Source organism: Chlorobium sp. KB01, from assembly GCF_001975465.1.
Lineage (GTDB): Bacteria > Bacteroidota > Chlorobiia > Chlorobiales > Chlorobiaceae > Chlorobium.
In genome coordinates this window covers 1-15,441 of sequence record NZ_MPJE01000027.1, presented here as the reverse complement: position 1 = coordinate 15,441, position 15,441 = coordinate 1, and the positions used below count along the sequence as shown (strand labels likewise).

General features: G+C 50.9%; 13 protein-coding genes and 2 pseudogenes. 6 read left to right on the top strand and 9 right to left on the bottom strand.

The features are described from left to right. The first annotated feature begins 161 nt into the window (after positions 1-161). Genes BOO20_RS02675 through BOO20_RS02665 form a run of 3 tightly spaced genes read left to right on the top strand, consistent with a single transcriptional unit; the run spans position 162 to position 4,433 of the window. A complete protein-coding gene (locus tag BOO20_RS02675) occupies positions 162-1,544 on the top strand; it encodes a sulfite exporter TauE/SafE family protein (RefSeq protein ID WP_076790335.1) in 1,383 nt (460 codons plus the stop codon). Continuing rightward, on the top strand, positions 1,534-2,154 hold the full coding sequence (locus BOO20_RS02670) for a DUF305 domain-containing protein (protein WP_076790332.1): 621 nt from the start codon (positions 1,534-1,536) through the stop codon (positions 2,152-2,154). Before BOO20_RS02675 ends, BOO20_RS02670 begins: the two co-directional genes overlap by 11 nt. Then, positions 2,151-4,433, top strand: coding sequence for a heavy metal translocating P-type ATPase (locus BOO20_RS02665; RefSeq protein ID WP_076790329.1), 2,283 nt, complete (start codon positions 2,151-2,153; stop codon positions 4,431-4,433). The genes BOO20_RS02670 and BOO20_RS02665 overlap by 4 nt, the downstream gene beginning before the upstream one ends. 27 nt (positions 4,434-4,460) lie before the next feature. On the opposite strand, the gene BOO20_RS02660 is transcribed toward BOO20_RS02665, so the two are convergent. From BOO20_RS02660 to BOO20_RS02650, 3 genes are all read right to left on the bottom strand, one after another. Next, positions 4,461-5,114, bottom strand: coding sequence for a CAP domain-containing protein (locus BOO20_RS02660; RefSeq protein ID WP_144277105.1), 654 nt, complete (start codon positions 5,112-5,114; stop codon positions 4,461-4,463). 78 nt (positions 5,115-5,192) lie between these two features. Beyond that, positions 5,193-6,281, bottom strand: a complete 1,089-nt coding sequence (locus tag BOO20_RS02655) for an SO_0444 family Cu/Zn efflux transporter (RefSeq protein ID WP_076790327.1) — start codon at positions 6,279-6,281, stop codon at positions 5,193-5,195. Positions 6,282-6,364: 83 nt separating this feature from the next. Beyond that, positions 6,365-6,730, bottom strand: coding sequence for a helix-turn-helix transcriptional regulator (locus BOO20_RS02650; RefSeq protein WP_076790324.1), 366 nt, complete (start codon positions 6,728-6,730; stop codon positions 6,365-6,367). A gap of 182 nt (positions 6,731-6,912) precedes the next feature. Here BOO20_RS02650 and bfr point away from each other — a divergent pair, with 182 nt between their 5' ends. Next, the gene (gene bfr / locus BOO20_RS02645; RefSeq protein WP_076790319.1) at positions 6,913-7,380 is read left to right on the top strand and encodes a bacterioferritin; all 468 of its coding nucleotides are present in this window, start codon (positions 6,913-6,915) and stop codon (positions 7,378-7,380) included. A gap of 130 nt (positions 7,381-7,510) precedes the next feature. Here the strand turns inward: bfr and BOO20_RS02640 are convergent, their stop codons facing one another. The 4 genes from BOO20_RS02640 to BOO20_RS02625 form a co-directional block, all read right to left on the bottom strand. After that, complete coding sequence (locus tag BOO20_RS02640) at positions 7,511-7,801, bottom strand: type II toxin-antitoxin system Phd/YefM family antitoxin (protein WP_076790316.1); 291 nt, start codon at positions 7,799-7,801, stop codon at positions 7,511-7,513. 99 nt (positions 7,802-7,900) lie between these two features. After that, positions 7,901-8,875 (bottom strand): DUF1848 domain-containing protein, encoded by a 975-nt coding sequence (locus tag BOO20_RS02635; protein WP_076790314.1) that lies wholly within the window; start codon positions 8,873-8,875, stop codon positions 7,901-7,903. 136 nt (positions 8,876-9,011) lie between these two features. Next, positions 9,012-10,292, bottom strand: a complete 1,281-nt coding sequence (locus BOO20_RS02630; protein WP_076790311.1) for a Y-family DNA polymerase — start codon at positions 10,290-10,292, stop codon at positions 9,012-9,014. A gap of 6 nt (positions 10,293-10,298) precedes the next feature. Next, on the bottom strand, positions 10,299-10,751 hold the full coding sequence (locus BOO20_RS02625; protein WP_076790309.1) for a LexA family transcriptional regulator: 453 nt from the start codon (positions 10,749-10,751) through the stop codon (positions 10,299-10,301). Positions 10,752-11,089: 338 nt separating this feature from the next. Here BOO20_RS02625 and BOO20_RS02620 point away from each other — a divergent pair. After that, positions 11,090-11,779: pseudogene (locus tag BOO20_RS02620) on the top strand (rod shape-determining protein); the annotation flags it as partial. 117 nt (positions 11,780-11,896) lie between these two features. Here the strand turns inward: BOO20_RS02620 and BOO20_RS02615 are convergent. Beyond that, on the bottom strand, positions 11,897-14,374 hold the full coding sequence (locus BOO20_RS02615) for a sodium-translocating pyrophosphatase (RefSeq protein WP_076790304.1): 2,478 nt from the start codon (positions 14,372-14,374) through the stop codon (positions 11,897-11,899). Positions 14,375-14,686: 312 nt separating this feature from the next. Here BOO20_RS02615 and pth point away from each other — a divergent pair, with 312 nt between their 5' ends. After that, positions 14,687-15,259, top strand: a complete 573-nt coding sequence (gene pth / locus BOO20_RS02610) for an aminoacyl-tRNA hydrolase (protein ID WP_076790301.1) — start codon at positions 14,687-14,689, stop codon at positions 15,257-15,259. Between the two features lie 5 nt (positions 15,260-15,264). Here pth and BOO20_RS02605 read toward each other — a convergent pair. Next, positions 15,265-15,441, bottom strand: a pseudogene (locus BOO20_RS02605) (alpha/beta hydrolase); the annotation flags it as partial.

Genomic DNA, 15,441 nt, shown 5'->3' with positions numbered 1-15,441 from the left:
ACAGAGAACGCCCTCCCGCCTGGAACAGGCCTCGCCGGGTTTGGCACGATATCTGTTACTCTCTAATAGCTGGCAGAACCCGGCAATGGAACCTTTACCTGTTCAATACAGGTAATAGCTGATACATCTATAACCCTTGCAGCACATCTATCCTTTACCATATGATTATGAAACACCGTACCTATACAGTCAAAGGCATGTACTGCCCGGCGTGTAAAGAGATTATTGAAGAGACGCTGCTTGAGTCAGGAAAAGTCACCGAGGCCGAAGCATCCATGGCAAAGGGAACGGTAAGGGTGAGCTATGAGGGCGAAAATGTTACCGCCGGAGAGCTGAACGCACTCTTTTCCAACGGGGCCTATACCTTTTCCGACACCCCTGCACAAAAAAACAGTGTTGATGATCTCCTGAAAGCTGCTGCCGTAGCGCTGATCATAACAGGATTTGTTACCACAATCTCCTATTCCGGACTGCAAAGTATCCCGGCAATCGGCACGGCAAGCTCCTTTGGCGCGCTCTTTCTCTTCGGGCTCCTTGCCGGACTTTCAAGCTGCGCCGCACTTGTCAGCGGAGTGCTTCTCTCACTCACATCGCAATGGATGAGCAAATACAAGGAAGATACATCACTCCTGCATAAAATGGAACCCCATCTCTTTTTCAACATCGGACGTATTGCAACCTACACACTCTTCGGTGCGCTGCTCGGGCTTCTTGGCGAAACCATCCGTCTCTCGCCGGCATTTACATCGTTTATGATCGTAACCATTTCACTCCTGATGATTGTGCCCGCGCTGCAGATGCTCGGCATCACCTTCTTTAACCGCTTCAGCATTGCACTGCCGAAAAAAGCAGGTCGCCCCTCATCACTATCCGGAAAGAGAACCGCTTCTCCACTGCAGGCCGCAGGTGCCGGAGTCATGACCATACTGGTACCATGCGGTTTTACCATGGCAGCGGAAGGTGCAGCAATACTCTCCGGTTCGGCATCGACGGGAATGCTCATCATGCTTTTTTTTGTACTCGGCACAACACTCCCGCTCTTCATCATCGGTTTTTCAAGCACAAAACTCGGAAGCAACCCCCGAACATCCAGACTCTATATGAAAACTGCCGGAATGCTTATCATCCTCTTTTCATTCTATAATATGAATGACCGCTTCGATCTCACCGGCCGGTTCTCCCTGGCGGGAAGTTCCGGAGCCGGAACATCAGAGAGCGTTGCCGTTGCCGCTGTAACAAACCAGAGAGAACAAACTGCCGCTGAGGGCAATGCTGCACTTGTCAAAACCATCTATACCAATGCAGAGGATATTACTCCCTCAACCTTCCAGGTCAAAACAGGCCAGAAAGTACGTATGGTTGTTGATTCTCGCGATACTGGCACCGGATGCATGAGCACTATCATGATTCCCGGTCTCTACGAGAAACCGCAGTCACTGGTTAAGGGAACACCGGTTATTATGGAGTTCACGGCAAAAAAACCGGGCAGCTATAAAATCACCTGCGCCATGGGAGTGCCAAGGGGCGTTATCAATGTCAAGTAATGACTTCAATCTTTTCCTTGAAAAAACAATGAAAAATATCTCTCTCTTCCTGGCCGTTGCGCTGAGTATAGTCATGGCGGTAATCGGCATCGGTGCGGGATACTGGCTCACTCCGCAGTACTCTCTATCCATGTATGACAAAAACAGCATGGATCTGGGCCAACCGGACAAATGGGTTGACCTGCGCTACCTTGACGGCATGATCGCCCACCACCGGGGAGCAATCCTGCTTGCTGAAAAGGCCTCGATAAGCCAGCGGACGGAGATCCGAAATCTGTGCAAGGAGATCCTGAAAAACGAGCCTGTTGCCATAGCCGAACTCTACAAATGGAAAAAGGAGTGGTATGGAGACCAGAGAAAGGTCCGGGACCCGCAGGTAGCGAACCTCGGGAGCAGTGACAGCAAGCTGGATCTGCGTTTCCTAAATGCTCTGATAGCTCATCATGAAAATGGCGTCCGCATGACCAGGGAGATCCGCCTGAAATCGAGCAGGAGTGAAGTACTCGACAATGCCGATGCTGTGGAGCTGTTCCTCAAGGGGGGGCTTGGTATGCTCAGGGAGTGGAGAAAAGAGTGGTATAACGTTATTGACACAAATCCCTACCTATGACAACGACCGGAACATACAGCGTGAAAGGGATGCACTGCGCAAGCTGTGCAGCCATCATCACCAAAAAGCTCTCAAAGGTTGAGGGAATCACCCGGGCCGATGTCAATCTTGCCACAGAGAAGGTCACCATTGCATTCGATCATGAAACCCTTCCGGTTGAAGCACTCAATGATGCTGTCAGCAGGTATGGCTATGCCATTGCTGCTGAGCCGGGAGCCGCAGGCGCCGGGGAATCGCAGAAAATCGCAGCTTCCGTAGCCATCCGCCTGAAGGAGGAGAAAGAGCAGGCGCTTCTTGATCAGAAAGCAAAGGTGCAGTTTGCCCTGCCGATAGCCCTGCTCATCTTTATCCTCATGATGTGGGATATCGGCTCAAGATTTATTGAGAGTGTCCCGAACCTTCCAATCCCGATGGAGCTGTTCAATATTATCTCCATGGTTCTTGCCACCTGGTTTGTCTTCAGGATCGGAGCACCATTCCTGCACGGCATCGTCATGTTCCTGCAGAGCGGAGCCGCAAGCATGGATACCCTCATCGGCATCGGTACCCTCACGGCATACGTCTACAGCGCACTCATCACCCTTATCCCCTCACTGCGGGAGCTGCTGCGCGTGCCCGACTACACCTACTTTGACGTCACCATTGTGGTAATCGGTTTTGTTCTGCTCGGCAAATATCTTGAGGCCCGCTCAAGGATGAAAACCGGTGAAGCCATTGAAAAGCTGATTAATCTTCAGGCCAAAACCGCCATTGTGCTCAGGGAGGGAAAAGAGATCGAGATTCCGTCAGAAGCGGTCAGAAAAGGCGACACGGTTATCATCAAACCCGGTGCAAAACTTCCGGTAGACGGCATCATCATTGAAGGGTTCTCCGCAATAGACGAATCGATGGTGACAGGAGAGTCCATTCCTGCTGATAAAAAGAGCGGGGATGAGGTTATCGGCGGCACCATCAACAAACAGGGCTCCTTCACCTTCAGGGCATCAAATGTCGGCTCCGACACGGTTCTGGCCCGCATCATCCGGATGGTTGAAGAGGCGCAGGGGTCAAAAGCGCCGATACAGGAGATTGCCGACAAAATCGCCGGGATTTTTGTGCCTGTTGTGCTCATTATTGCGGCTGCAACCTTCCTGATCTGGATCACTGTCGGCTCTTCATACCTCGGGTTTTCAGTCGCCCTCTCCTACGCCATATCGGGCATGGTCGGCATTCTGGTGATCGCCTGCCCCTGTGCGCTCGGGCTGGCAACCCCGACCGCCATCATCGTAGGCATCGGTAAAGGGGCTGAATACGGCATCCTTATCCGCAACGCCGAAAGCCTTGAAAAACTCAGCTCGATCGATACCGTTGTGTTTGACAAAACCGGCACCATTACCACCGGAAGCCCAAAGGTTACCGACGTCACCCCTCTCAGTGAAGGCACAACATCAGAGTCGCTGCTAGAGATCGCGGCCAGTGTTGAAAACCGCTCCGAACACCCTCTGGCAGAGGCTATTCTTGATGAGGCAAAAAAGCGCTCGATCACCCTCAGGGATATCTCGGAATTCAAAGCACTTGAGGGGATGGGTGTATCGGCAACCATTGCCGGGCTGCCGGTTACTATCCGCAAGCCGCTGGAGACTGAAAGGGAACTTGCCGAAGTCAAGAGGCTTCAGGCAGAGGGAAAGACCGTTGTCATGATTGAAGAGAACCGGATCGCTCTGGGGTTGATTGCGCTCAGTGACACCGTCAAAACTGAGGCGAAGGCGGCCGTAGCGGCACTGCACAGGAGAGGGCTGAAGGTCATCATGCTGACCGGCGACAACCGTGCTGCGGCGAACTACATGGCTGGTCAGGTCGGCATTGATGAGGTGATTGCAGAGGTTCTCCCCACAGAAAAGGCGGCTAAAATAAAGGCGCTTCAGACTGAAGGGAGAAAGGTCGCCATGGCGGGTGACGGCATCAATGATGCTCCTGCCCTCGCCCAGGCCGATGTCGGCATTGCCATGGCAACGGGAACCGACATTGCCATAGAGTCCGCAGGGATAACCCTGCTGAAGGGCGATATCAACAAGGTTGCCCAGGCCATCACCCTCTCACGCTCAACCATGAGGGTTATCCGCCAGAACCTCTTCTGGGCTTTTATCTACAACATCATCGGCATACCGCTGGCAGCGGGTGCACTCTATCCCTTCTGGGGAATCTTTCTGAACCCGGTATTTTCAGGGCTTGCGATGGCCGGAAGCAGCGTTTCGGTAGTAAGCAACTCACTGCGCCTGAAGGCAAAAAAACTGAAGTAAAAAAGGCTGAATGTTCCGGGAAGAGACTTACCTCCCGGAACTGTCGGACTCCTCTCCGAACCAGACAACAGCATAGGAGTCGGATATGGCCAGACCAACCGCATTCCAAGTGAGTCGCTGCCACTTGCCGGAGTTGGTGATAACCGCATTATGGGCGGACGATGCTTCCCAGAGAGCCAATGCATGAGCCGGCACCATCCTGCCGCTGCTCGAAAAGGCCGCAACTTCAAAGCCGTTTCCGTTGTAGGAGGTCAACTCCCTCGGCTTGCTCCACATCTTCAGTACACTCTCTCCGCCGTTGTAGCAGACCGGCTGCCACGGACCATATTCTGACCAACTGTGCAGGTTGCAGGAGCCTGAAGGCGGATGAGCTTCAAGGTCACGCACATGTAGGCGGGCAACATGCGAAAGATTTGGCGAAAGCGGAATGGAGGAGAGACCCTGACTCCTGCGATAGTCCATAAGTATCCTGTACAACTGTGCTTCCGCATCCGTCAGAGCAACCGTTGACGCCGAGGCGACGTTCCGGCTTTCGGCAGTTACCGCTCCGCGTGAAGCCTGAAGAGTCCCGGAATCACCTTCATACAAAGAGCCATCAATGGCAAAAGCGGAAGGAGAAAAAGAGATAACGAGAGCGGCAGAAAGCGCTATCCCTGCAATTGAACGTAACAAACTACTCATATCCTGAATCATAAACAGTGTCAAATCCATAAACATCAACGCATCCGCAATATAGCGTAAATATGGTGAATTACACTCTTACCGGGAATGACCACTCTGTTTTTTTGGCAGCAATGATTTCACTACCAGCAGGAGAAGCAAAACAGATGCAGCAATGGAAAGAATGCCTCCCCCCTCGTGAGCCCCTTTACTGACCCAATGCATGATGTCGTAACCGAGATAGCTGTAGAGATCATTGACCACTACTCCCGCAATGAGAGAGATGAGTACAATGCTCACCAGATAGATAAGCGCGGATTTTCTTCCAAGCATTCTGAAAATCACCGGGAGCGATGCCGCATTGGTTGCCGGGCCTGCCAGGAGAAACACAAGGGCTGCTCCCGGCGACAGTCCTTTCAGGGCAAGAGCAGCAACGATCGGAGTCGAAGCTGTAGCGCAGACGTAGAGCGGGATGGAAACGATAAACATCAGAAGCATCGAAAGATATTCATTCGACAGATAGCGGCTGACCATCTCCGTTGAAACAAAAACCGAGATCAGGCCGGAGAGCAGGATACCGATAAAGAGCCAGAGACCGACATCTTTCAAGAGACCGCCAAAAGCAAAGCTCATGCCGTGCCTGAATTTTTCAACCACCGTGGGCTTTTTCTCCGCTTCCTTCTTTGCATTGCCGCAGCAGCATGAAGATGTGCATGCGCTCTCCCCCGGTTTATCTGCGTCAGCCGCTACGTTGCTTTCGCTCTGTTTCTCTGAAAAAGAGACCGCAATACCGGTAAAAACCGCCATAAAGAGCGCAACTACCGGACGGAAAACGGTCATCAGCGGATCGAGCAGAGCCCAGGAGACGGCAATGGAGTCCACCCCGGTTTCGGGTGTTGAAATAAGAAACGCTGCAACCGGGCCATTCCCGGAGCCCTGTTTTTTCAGCCCTGCTGCCGCCGGAAGCACGCCGCAACTGCACAGGGGAATGGGAATACCAAATAACGATGCCTTGAAAATGCTTACAACTCCCCTGCCACCAAGATGGGTCGCAATAAAATTGTCAGGAACAAAGGCCTTGAGCAGCCCGGCAATAAAAAAGCCGAGCAGCACAAAGGGGGCGGATTCAAGAAGCACACTCCACGAAGCGAGAAGTACTTTCGAGACAACAATCAATAATTCATTCATAAGAAAACCTCAATTGGAGTACTTTTGCACACATTCTCACATGATTATATGTTCATGTTTAAAGCAAAAAAAAAAGAGCAGTGTTACTTCCCTTCCCTGATGTGTTCGGAACCGGTCCGGATAAGCGTTGAGACATGGGTGTCGTCAAGAGTGTAGAGCACATTCTTTCCCTGCTTGCGCGACTTCACCAGCTTGGCATCCCGCAGCACCCTCAACTGATGCGACACTGCCGACTGATTCATGCCGAGAATAGAGGTGAGATCACAGACACAGAGTTCCGAGAGACAAAGCGCATTGAGAATGCGAATCCGCGTGTGATCGCCAAGCACCTTGAAAAGCTGTGCGAGCTCCTCCTGCAGCGGCTCCCCCGGCATCTCTGTGCGAACACGCTCCACCACATCCGGATGAAAACACTCCTCCTGACAACCTTCAGCTCTATGATCCTGCATAGCTATAACTCAATTACATGAACAACCATTCATATGATAATAAAAACAGATATATTCGCAAAATCTCTCCTCTTCAAAAATAAATCCCGGCAAAGATGTTGCTGGATTGCGGATTATCCGCTTTATTATACGAAGTGGCTATATGAAAGATTCCATTATCAACACGAATCAAGGAGAGACCGATGAAAGGAAATCCGAAAATAATCGAAAAACTCAACAGCCTGCTCGCTGACGAGCTGACGGCAATCAACCAGTACATTGTGCATTCGGAGATGTGCAGCAACTGGGGTTATGAAAAACTCCACAACGCTGATGAGAAACGTGCGATTGATGAAATGAAACATGCCGAAAAACTTATTGCAAGAATCCTCTTTCTCGAAGGTATTCCGGTAGTCACCGACCTCAAAAAAATAAAGATAGGTGCCGATGTGGCTGCCCAGCACAAAAACGACCGGCACTCCGAAGATGGCGCCATTGCCTCCTACAATGACGGAATCAGGCTTGCTGTTGAAGTCGGAGATAACGGAACCAGAGAGCTGCTTGAATCAATCCTCCGCGATGAGGAAGCCCACATAGACTGGCTTGAGGCTCAGATTGACCAGATCAGCCAGATGGGGATACAGAACTATCTTGTAGAACAGCTTGGATAAGGGCGGCAATATTAATTTTAAAAGGGCGATCACGCAGGATCGCCCCTACAGAAAATCGTCTGTTTCGTGGTTCAAAATCTTCTCCCCCGCTCACGACAATTTATAGCAGCACGTTCTGAAAACTCTACGTTCACTGTTTTTCAGCTTCAGCAATAATCTTGTCAAGGGATGGAAACAGCTCTTCCGCCGGGATGGTGCGGTTATTGCGATACTCTTCCAATCCCTCCGTAACCAATTGCATAAAGGTTATCTGATCAAGCATCTTCTGGTATTGTTCCGCATCGAGCAGCACTGCGGCACTCTTTCCATGCTGCGTTAAAAGCAGAGGTTTCTTGCTGACGGAAAGCTCCTCCATGTACCGTTTAATATTGTTTCTGAAATCAGTTAACGGCGTAACATTTCTTGTATCGATGGCGTGCATGGCATGTCAGAAATAAATATGACAGAATAATGTACAATATAACGTCATTCAAGGACAAAACATCTACACCCCGTTATAAATTCATTCCGTGAGCTCCAGCTATCCAAACAGTTCGCCCTGATGCAATCCGGAATCGGATTGAGTTCGTGCTGAAGCCGCTCTCTTGCGGAGTGCGGGCGTGGTGATGGTTTCGTCTCCATTGAGGTGGTCGCAAAGCATGGGCGACGCGGGATCAAAGGCTTCAAAAGCTTTGCATGATTTTGTCTGGCTGGAAACAGCGTAGCAGTAAAGGCATCCGTGCGGGCAGGTGTCATAGCTGCCGATATCGCGGCTCTCGACACACCCGCAGGCGTGACGCTGGCTGCTGTCTTTTTTGGTTACCGTCATCCTTCGGCCGCAAATGCGCTCGACAAGCCCGCCATCAATACAGCGGCTGTGCATGATGCCGTAACGGGAGAGATCAACCTCCTGGCTGCAGGTAAAGAGTTCAATGTTCTGTTTTGCAGCGATGTCGGCAACAATAGATGCAAGCTCCTCCATCTCCGCGTTGTCGGGCAGGGTGAAGCGAAGATTGCGCATACGGCTTCTCACCTTGCGGTAGTCGTCAAGAAAGCTGATGATACAGCGCTCTGTATAACCGGAAAATCGTTCTGCGAGCTTTTGAAATGAAGCAGCATGCCAGGCCGGGGTAAACTGATCGGTGATGACAACGGGATCATACCTCCACACCACTTTTTCCGGCCCAATAAGTCGGGAGAGCCGCCGGAACACCTCAACAAGAGAGCCTTTTTCAGGCACACCGGGCTCCAGCGTTGCGTCATAGGGTGTCAGGGTAAAAAGAAAATAATATGAGTATCCGAGAGCATCGATTTCCGGCAGACGCGAGAGAAAGGGTTCAGGGTTCTTGGTCCAGAAGACAAGGGCATCAACCGTTGCCGGGGCAAGCATAATTCTGCTCACCTGTTTCGGCTGCATGGGGTTGCGCACCAGCACCTCACCGGCCTTCAGGCGGTTCACAAGCCACTCACCGTAGAAGGCGGGGATGTCGGTACGGCGGCTGGCGCTGATAATCATAATGGCACCTCTATTAATCTATTCCTGTATTCAAAAGGGCGATCACGCAGGATCGCCCCTACACAATTTCGTGCCTTTTCGTCTGTTTCGTGGTTCAAAAATCTTTCTCTTCAATCCAAAATCCGGAATCAAAAATTCACAATCTCACCTCAATGATATCACTCCAGCGGGTTGTGTAAGCGGGAGAGAGTTTTTCCTGCCGCTGCTTCCAGCCCGATGAACTGTCGGAGGCTACGCGGAGTGTTCCAGGTCCGTAACGGGAGTTCAGCGCATCAAGTGCCTCCATCAGGCTTGCCGATCTCCCCTGTTTTTCCGGCAGCGGATCGGTGTCGAAAAGCGAAAGCGTAGTCTGTTGCGGTTCGCTCACGGAACCGATCCCGCTCAGAATAACCCCGGCTTTTTTGTACTCATATCCCCTCCGGTAGAGACGCTCAAGCGCAAGCGTTGCCGCCTTGAGCAGAAGCAGGGTATCGTTTGAGGGTGCCGGAAGCGAAAGGGTCTCGGTTCCCCAGTACCGCTTCTCCTTTGGGGCAAACGGGCTGGTACAGGCAAAAACCGTAACCAGCGAAGCTCTTGATTCTTCCCGGCGGAGCTTGAACGCACATTTGGAAGCAAAATGCACCACGGCATGCTGAAGCTCCTCTTTTAGAGTAACGGAGGTACCGAACGAACGGGATGTACAGATCGACTGCTTTGGTGACCGCACCAGTTCAAGCGAGAGGCATGAGCGGCCATTCAGCTCCTCCTGCACCCTTGCCCCGGTAATATGGAGGTTCCGTCGGACCCAGGGAGCAGGCACACAGGCAAAATCAAGTGCGCTATGAATTCCGTTCCGGTGCAGGAGCACGCCGTAACGCCTCCCGATTCCCCATATATGCTCAACCTCCATGCCGGAGAGGGCATCGCGGATCCCGGCATCGGTTCTCAAGAGAAAAACGCCCCCGAGTGCCGGGTTTTTCTTGGCCATACGGCTTGCCGCCTTGGCAAGGGTTTTGGTTGCACCGATACCGATGCTGACCGGAATGCCGGTATGCTTCTCCACTGTCCGCCGCATCTGACGGGCATAGCTGTCAAGATCAAATCGGTCAAACCCGCTGAGGTCAAGAAAACATTCGTCAATGGAGTAGATCTCAATATCGGGCGCAAAATCGGCGAGAGTCCTCATCACCCGCCCGGAGATATCACCATAGAGCGGAAAGTTGGCAGAGTAAACTGCTACCTGATGCCGCCGAAGCAGCTCCCGGCACTTGAATGCCGGTTCACCCATACCGAGACCTATAGCCTTGGCCTCTTCCGACCGGGAGATAAAACAGCCATCGTTGTTGGAGAGCACCACAACCGGACGACCCCTCAATCCGGGGTTGAACAGCCGCTCGCACGACACATAAAAGTTGTTGCAGTCAATCAGGGCAAACATGACGCTCTACCTGGCCTTGTGGATGATATAGGTTACAACACCCCATACCAGAAAATCATTCTCCTCCGTGATCCGTATCGGAGTGAACTCCTCGTTGGCCGGCATCAGGAGAAGCCCGTCAGCGTGCTGCATAATCCGCTTGACCGTAAACTCCCCGTCAAGAAAACAGATGGCAATATCGCCATCCTTCGGATCAATGGATTTGTCAATTACCAGTATATCCCCTTCCATAATCCCGGCATCAATCATGGAGGAACCCTTTACCCTTGCATAAAAGGTGGCGGCCGGATGGCGGACAAGCGCCTTGTTGAGATCAAGGCTGAGCTCCATATAATCATCAGCCGGAGAGGGAAACCCGGCTGAGACCCCGGTTTCGGCAAACGGAAGCCGCAGTTCGGTCGAAAGATCCGGCGAGTAAAAGTCAATCACACGACTCTGATATATTCTGGTCAGTTTCATAGGTATTCATCCATTCTGACGGCAATGGTGATCAGGTGAAATCAAAAAGAGCCGCCCGCAAATACAAGCAAACAAATATATAACGTATACAAAAAGCGTGCAGATATCCTGCCGTACGGCAACCGGAACATCCTCTTTGTCTCTGGGTAAACATAAACAGAATCAACTGCATTTCCCCCTGATTTCTGAACACCTTTACTTCGGTCAAAAAAATTTGCTACTCCATTGAGAGTGTTCCTGTGATTTTTTTTGGGAGTGAGCTAAAGCATTGTGTAACTTGACGCATTCAGAAAAGTGGCACCGCTCATCATAACCCGGAAGGAGAGATCAATGGTATAGCCGCCGAGCATATAGGAGCCAAAGAGATCTATCTGGTATCGGAACCGATAGCCGCTGCCATCGGCATTGGACTTGAGTTCAATGAGGCAAGAGGAAACATGATTGTCGATATCGGGGGCGGCACAACAGATATCGCCGTTATTTCACTTGGCGGTATTGCATCCGGAGAGTCTCTGCGGGTTGCCGGAACTGATATAACCAACTCGATTATCCGGCACTTCCGGAAGACCTACAACATGTCCATCGGTGAACGTACCGTTGAAGAGATAAAAATGCAGATCGGCTCTGCCTACAAGCTCGACACAGAAATGACCATGACCGTAAAGGCGGTCAACATCAAATCCGGCCTTCCCGAAGCAATGAAAGTCGATTCAGTAACCATCAGGGAGGCCATTTCCACCCCGATCGGCCAGATCATTACTTCGATAAAAAAAACCCTTGAGATGCTGGTCGTAAAACCGGAACTCTCGGTGGACATTCTTGATCGCGGCATTTTCCTTGCAGGTGGAGGAGCACTCATCAAGGGCATTGACAAGAAAATCTACGAAGAGACCAAACTTGCCGTCCATATCACCGATGACCCTCTGACCGCTGTAGCAAGGGGAACTGGTGAAATCCTTGAAAATATCGAAAAATACCGCCCGGTGCTCCATTCGAGCAAACGCTATGCGCTGAGAATCCCGGGATAAGGCAAGCCTCCTCTCCTGAGCCATTTTTTCAAGGCATTCATTTCCGCAATTACCGCATACAACAACAAAAGCCGCAGCAATGCGGCTTTTGTTGTTGTGTCGAAAAGGCCTGTCTTACTATTCGTCAACCTTGATTCTCATGGAGAAGAAGGAACGATGAACATAAACCAGTGAGAGAGCAAAGAAAATTGCCGACATGGTCAGCGCAAGCTGCGGAGGCAGCTCGATAGCCAGCTCAATGGCAAGCAAACCAAAAAGCGTGGTGAACTTGATGATCGGATTCAGGGCAACCGAAGAGGTGTCCTTGAATGGATCGCCAACCGTATCACCGACAATTGAGGCATCATGCAGTTCGGTACCTTTGGCGTTAAGCTCGGTTTCAACAAGCTTTTTCGCATTGTCCCAGGCTCCACCGGCATTGGCCATGAAGATTGCCTGATAGAGACCAAAAAGGGCAATGGAGATCAAATACCCGATAAAGAAGAAGGAGTCAAGACAGGCAAAGGCCAGTGTTGTAAAGAACACGGTCAGAAAGATGTTGAGCATACCTTTCTGCGCAAACTTCGTGCAGATCTCCACAACCTTCTTGCTGTCCTCAATTGAAGCCTTTTCTGCACCACTATCCAGCTTGATGTTCTGCTTGATGAACTCAACCGCATAGTAGGCTCCGGTAGTTACCGCATTGATGGATGCACCGGTAAACCAGTAGATCACTGCGCCGCCCATCATGAGACCGAGCAGGAACGGTGGCGAGAGAATGGAGAGCTTTGCAATGGAGCTGACATCGGCAAGACCGTTGGTAAGGATCATGATAATCGAAAAAATCATGGTCGTTGATCCCACCACAGCCGTACCGATAAGCACCGGCTTGGCCGTTGCCTTGAAGGTATTGCCTGCGCCGTCATTGGCTTCAAGGTAGCGTTTTGCATTGGTAAAGTCAGGCTGGAAGCCGAACTCGCTCTCAATCTCTTTCGGCGAAACATTTTCGATAAGCGAAAGCTCATAGACCGACTGTGCGTTATCGGTAACAGGTCCGTAGGAGTCCACGGCAATGGTCACCGGACCCATGCTCAGGAAGCCGAACGCGACAAGACCGAAAGCAAAGACGGAAGGAGCAAGCATGATCACCTTGTCAAGCCCGACCGTAAGGAGTCCCTGTGCAGCAATAAGCTCGGGAGTAAGTCCCAGTGTCGTTATTCCAAGCGTACTGAGCCCGTAAGCGCCTGCCATCAGACCCACAATGGCAAGACCCATCCAGTAGGAGCTGAAGTTACCGGCAACCAGACCGGAGAGAATGTTCAGGGCGGCTCCACCCTCTTTGGTGCACTGCACAACGTTGCGTACATGGGCACACTCGGTTGAGGTAAAGCGGTTGACCAGTTCAGGAATAAGAGCACCGGCAATTGTTCCGCAGGTGATAATCGAAGCGAGCTTCCACCACATGGTACCGTCACCGAGCGTGCGGATCAGGTAGTACGATGCAACATAGGTAAGCACAATCGAAACAATGGAGGTAAGCCATACCAGCGTGATGAGCGGTTTCTCAAAGTTCATCTCGTCAGCATTGCTGTACTTCATCTTCGCATAGGCAGCGTTGACCCAGTAGGAGACTGCACTTGCCAGAATCATGACCAGACGCATCGCAAAAATCCAGACAAGCAGCATGATCTGGATTTCGGGAGCCTTGATAGCAAGCAGGATAAAGGAGATCAGGGCAACACCGGTAACACCGTAGGTTTCAAAACCGTCAGCGGTAGGTCCAACCGAGTCACCGGCATTGTCACCGGCACAGTCAGCAATAACACCGGGGTTACGGGCATCATCCTCCTTGATCTTGAAGACGATTTTCATGAGATCGGAACCGATGTCGGCAATCTTGGTAAAGATACCGCCGGCAATACGGAGCACCGAAGCACCGAGAGACTCACCGATGGCAAAGCCGATAAAGCATGGCCCGGCAAAATCATTGGGAACAAAAAGCAGAATACAGAGCATGACGAAGAGTTCGATGCTGATGAGCAGCATACCGATACTCATGCCGGCTCTGAGCGGAATGGCATAGGTCGGAAAGGGTTTTCCGCCAAGACTTGCAAATGCGGTTCTTGAGTTGGCAAAGGTGTTGATCCTCATGCCGAACCAGGCAACCGTATAGCTTCCGAGGATACCGATAAGACTTGCCGCAAGAATGGAAAGAACCTTTATGGTTTCCAGATTGCGAAGCCAGCCGAAGTATGCAACAATAATTGCGCCGATGAGAACCCAGAGAACAAGAATAAACTTGCCCTGTGTGATCAAATAGGTTTTACAGGTAGCATAGATCAACTCGCTGATCTCCTTCATGGCACTGTGAACAGGCAGATTGCGGATGCCCATATACTGTACTACACCAAAGAGCATGCCGAACAGGCAGATGGCAAGCCCCCATAATAAAAGCGTGTCACCGGGTATTCCACCCAGAAAAGATACCGAATGCAAATCCGGCAATACCAGATCGGCTTCGCTTGCATGCGCAACCTGCGACTGCAGCAGAAGCCCGAGACCTCCCAGAACCGATCCGGCTCTGGCTAACCATGTTACGTTCAAAGGTTTTTTCATTGCACTGTTTTTCACTGTTATTCTTGATTCAAAAAAAGAATGTTCTCAGCAAAATCATGTCAACTTGATAACGACCTGCCAATCACAGGATTACGTAAATTGCAACTTTTTTCATGAATCTCAATACCTTTTCGCAGAACTTCTTAGCTCTTCCCCGCTATTTTTGATCTTCCCGAATTCTCTCTGTTTCCGGCTCAAAAAATGATCGTTCATTACATATTCTGCCCGGCCTCTCTTATATTCATTCCGTCGGCAATTGGCATATCGTCCAATTGTAAACCAAAATCACTTACCGATTTACGCTTCTTCGCCATGAAACTTGTTGTCGGTCTCGGAAATCCTGAATCCCGCTACACAGGAACCCGCCATAATATCGGCTTTGAAGCTGTGGAAAAAATCGCTGATTTTTTTCAGGAAGGATTCAGTGCCGGTAAAGGCAAATACCTTGCGGCTAAAATCCGGCATGGAAAAGAGCAGGTTATCCTTATCAAACCGATGACCTACATGAATCTCTCCGGCCACGCGGTTGTAACTGCCATGAATTTCTATAAAATCGCAGCGGGAGATATCCTGGTAATCTGTGATGATCTGAATCTTCCGTCAGGATCAATTCGCCTTCGGTCCAAAGGATCAGCGGGTGGACAGAACGGCCTGAAACATATTATCGAATCTCTTGGAAGTGATGAGTTTGCACGTCTGCGAATAGGTATCAAACCTCAGGATCAGCCTCTGGGCTCTTTTTCATCGTTCGTGCTTGGAAAATTCAGTGAAGAGGAGCGATCGGTTATGACGGGTGTGCTTCCGGTATGCCGGGATGCCGCGCTTGATTTCGCCGTGAACGGTATCAATCATGCCATGAACCACTTCAATAAGCCGACAGTATAGCTCCTTCAGGAGGAGGCACATCGAAACACCGTCGCTTCAGGCAGCATACCCGAAGATATTTTTCTCAAAAACAGTATCGCCCGGCTGTTGAACTCGGCCGGTTGATCGACATTGCAGACATGACCGGAATTACCGATCACCTCAAGCCATGAATTGGTGTGGCGGGTTATGATGTACCGTAC

What these genes read in the sequence shown, in the direction of transcription:
- BOO20_RS02675 (WP_076790335.1), top strand. Translation starts at nt 162, where the DNA reads ATGATTATGAAACACCGTACCTATACAGTCAAAGGCATGTACTGCCCG.
- BOO20_RS02660 (WP_144277105.1), bottom strand. Translation starts at nt 5,114, where the DNA reads ATGAGTAGTTTGTTACGTTCAATTGCAGGGATAGCGCTTTCTGCCGCT.
- BOO20_RS02625 (WP_076790309.1), bottom strand. Translation starts at nt 10,751, where the DNA reads ATGAAACTGACCAGAATATATCAGAGTCGTGTGATTGACTTTTACTCG.
- BOO20_RS02655 (WP_076790327.1), bottom strand. Translation starts at nt 6,281, where the DNA reads ATGAATGAATTATTGATTGTTGTCTCGAAAGTACTTCTCGCTTCGTGG.
- BOO20_RS02615 (WP_076790304.1), bottom strand. Translation starts at nt 14,374, where the DNA reads ATGAAAAAACCTTTGAACGTAACATGGTTAGCCAGAGCCGGATCGGTT.
- BOO20_RS02670 (WP_076790332.1), top strand. Translation starts at nt 1,534, where the DNA reads ATGTCAAGTAATGACTTCAATCTTTTCCTTGAAAAAACAATGAAAAAT.
- pth (WP_076790301.1), top strand. Translation starts at nt 14,687, where the DNA reads ATGAAACTTGTTGTCGGTCTCGGAAATCCTGAATCCCGCTACACAGGA.
- bfr (WP_076790319.1), top strand. Translation starts at nt 6,913, where the DNA reads ATGAAAGGAAATCCGAAAATAATCGAAAAACTCAACAGCCTGCTCGCT.
- BOO20_RS02635 (WP_076790314.1), bottom strand. Translation starts at nt 8,875, where the DNA reads ATGATTATCAGCGCCAGCCGCCGTACCGACATCCCCGCCTTCTACGGT.
- BOO20_RS02650 (WP_076790324.1), bottom strand. Translation starts at nt 6,730, where the DNA reads ATGCAGGATCATAGAGCTGAAGGTTGTCAGGAGGAGTGTTTTCATCCG.
- BOO20_RS02630 (WP_076790311.1), bottom strand. Translation starts at nt 10,292, where the DNA reads ATGTTTGCCCTGATTGACTGCAACAACTTTTATGTGTCGTGCGAGCGG.
- BOO20_RS02665 (WP_076790329.1), top strand. Translation starts at nt 2,151, where the DNA reads ATGACAACGACCGGAACATACAGCGTGAAAGGGATGCACTGCGCAAGC.
- BOO20_RS02640 (WP_076790316.1), bottom strand. Translation starts at nt 7,801, where the DNA reads ATGCACGCCATCGATACAAGAAATGTTACGCCGTTAACTGATTTCAGA.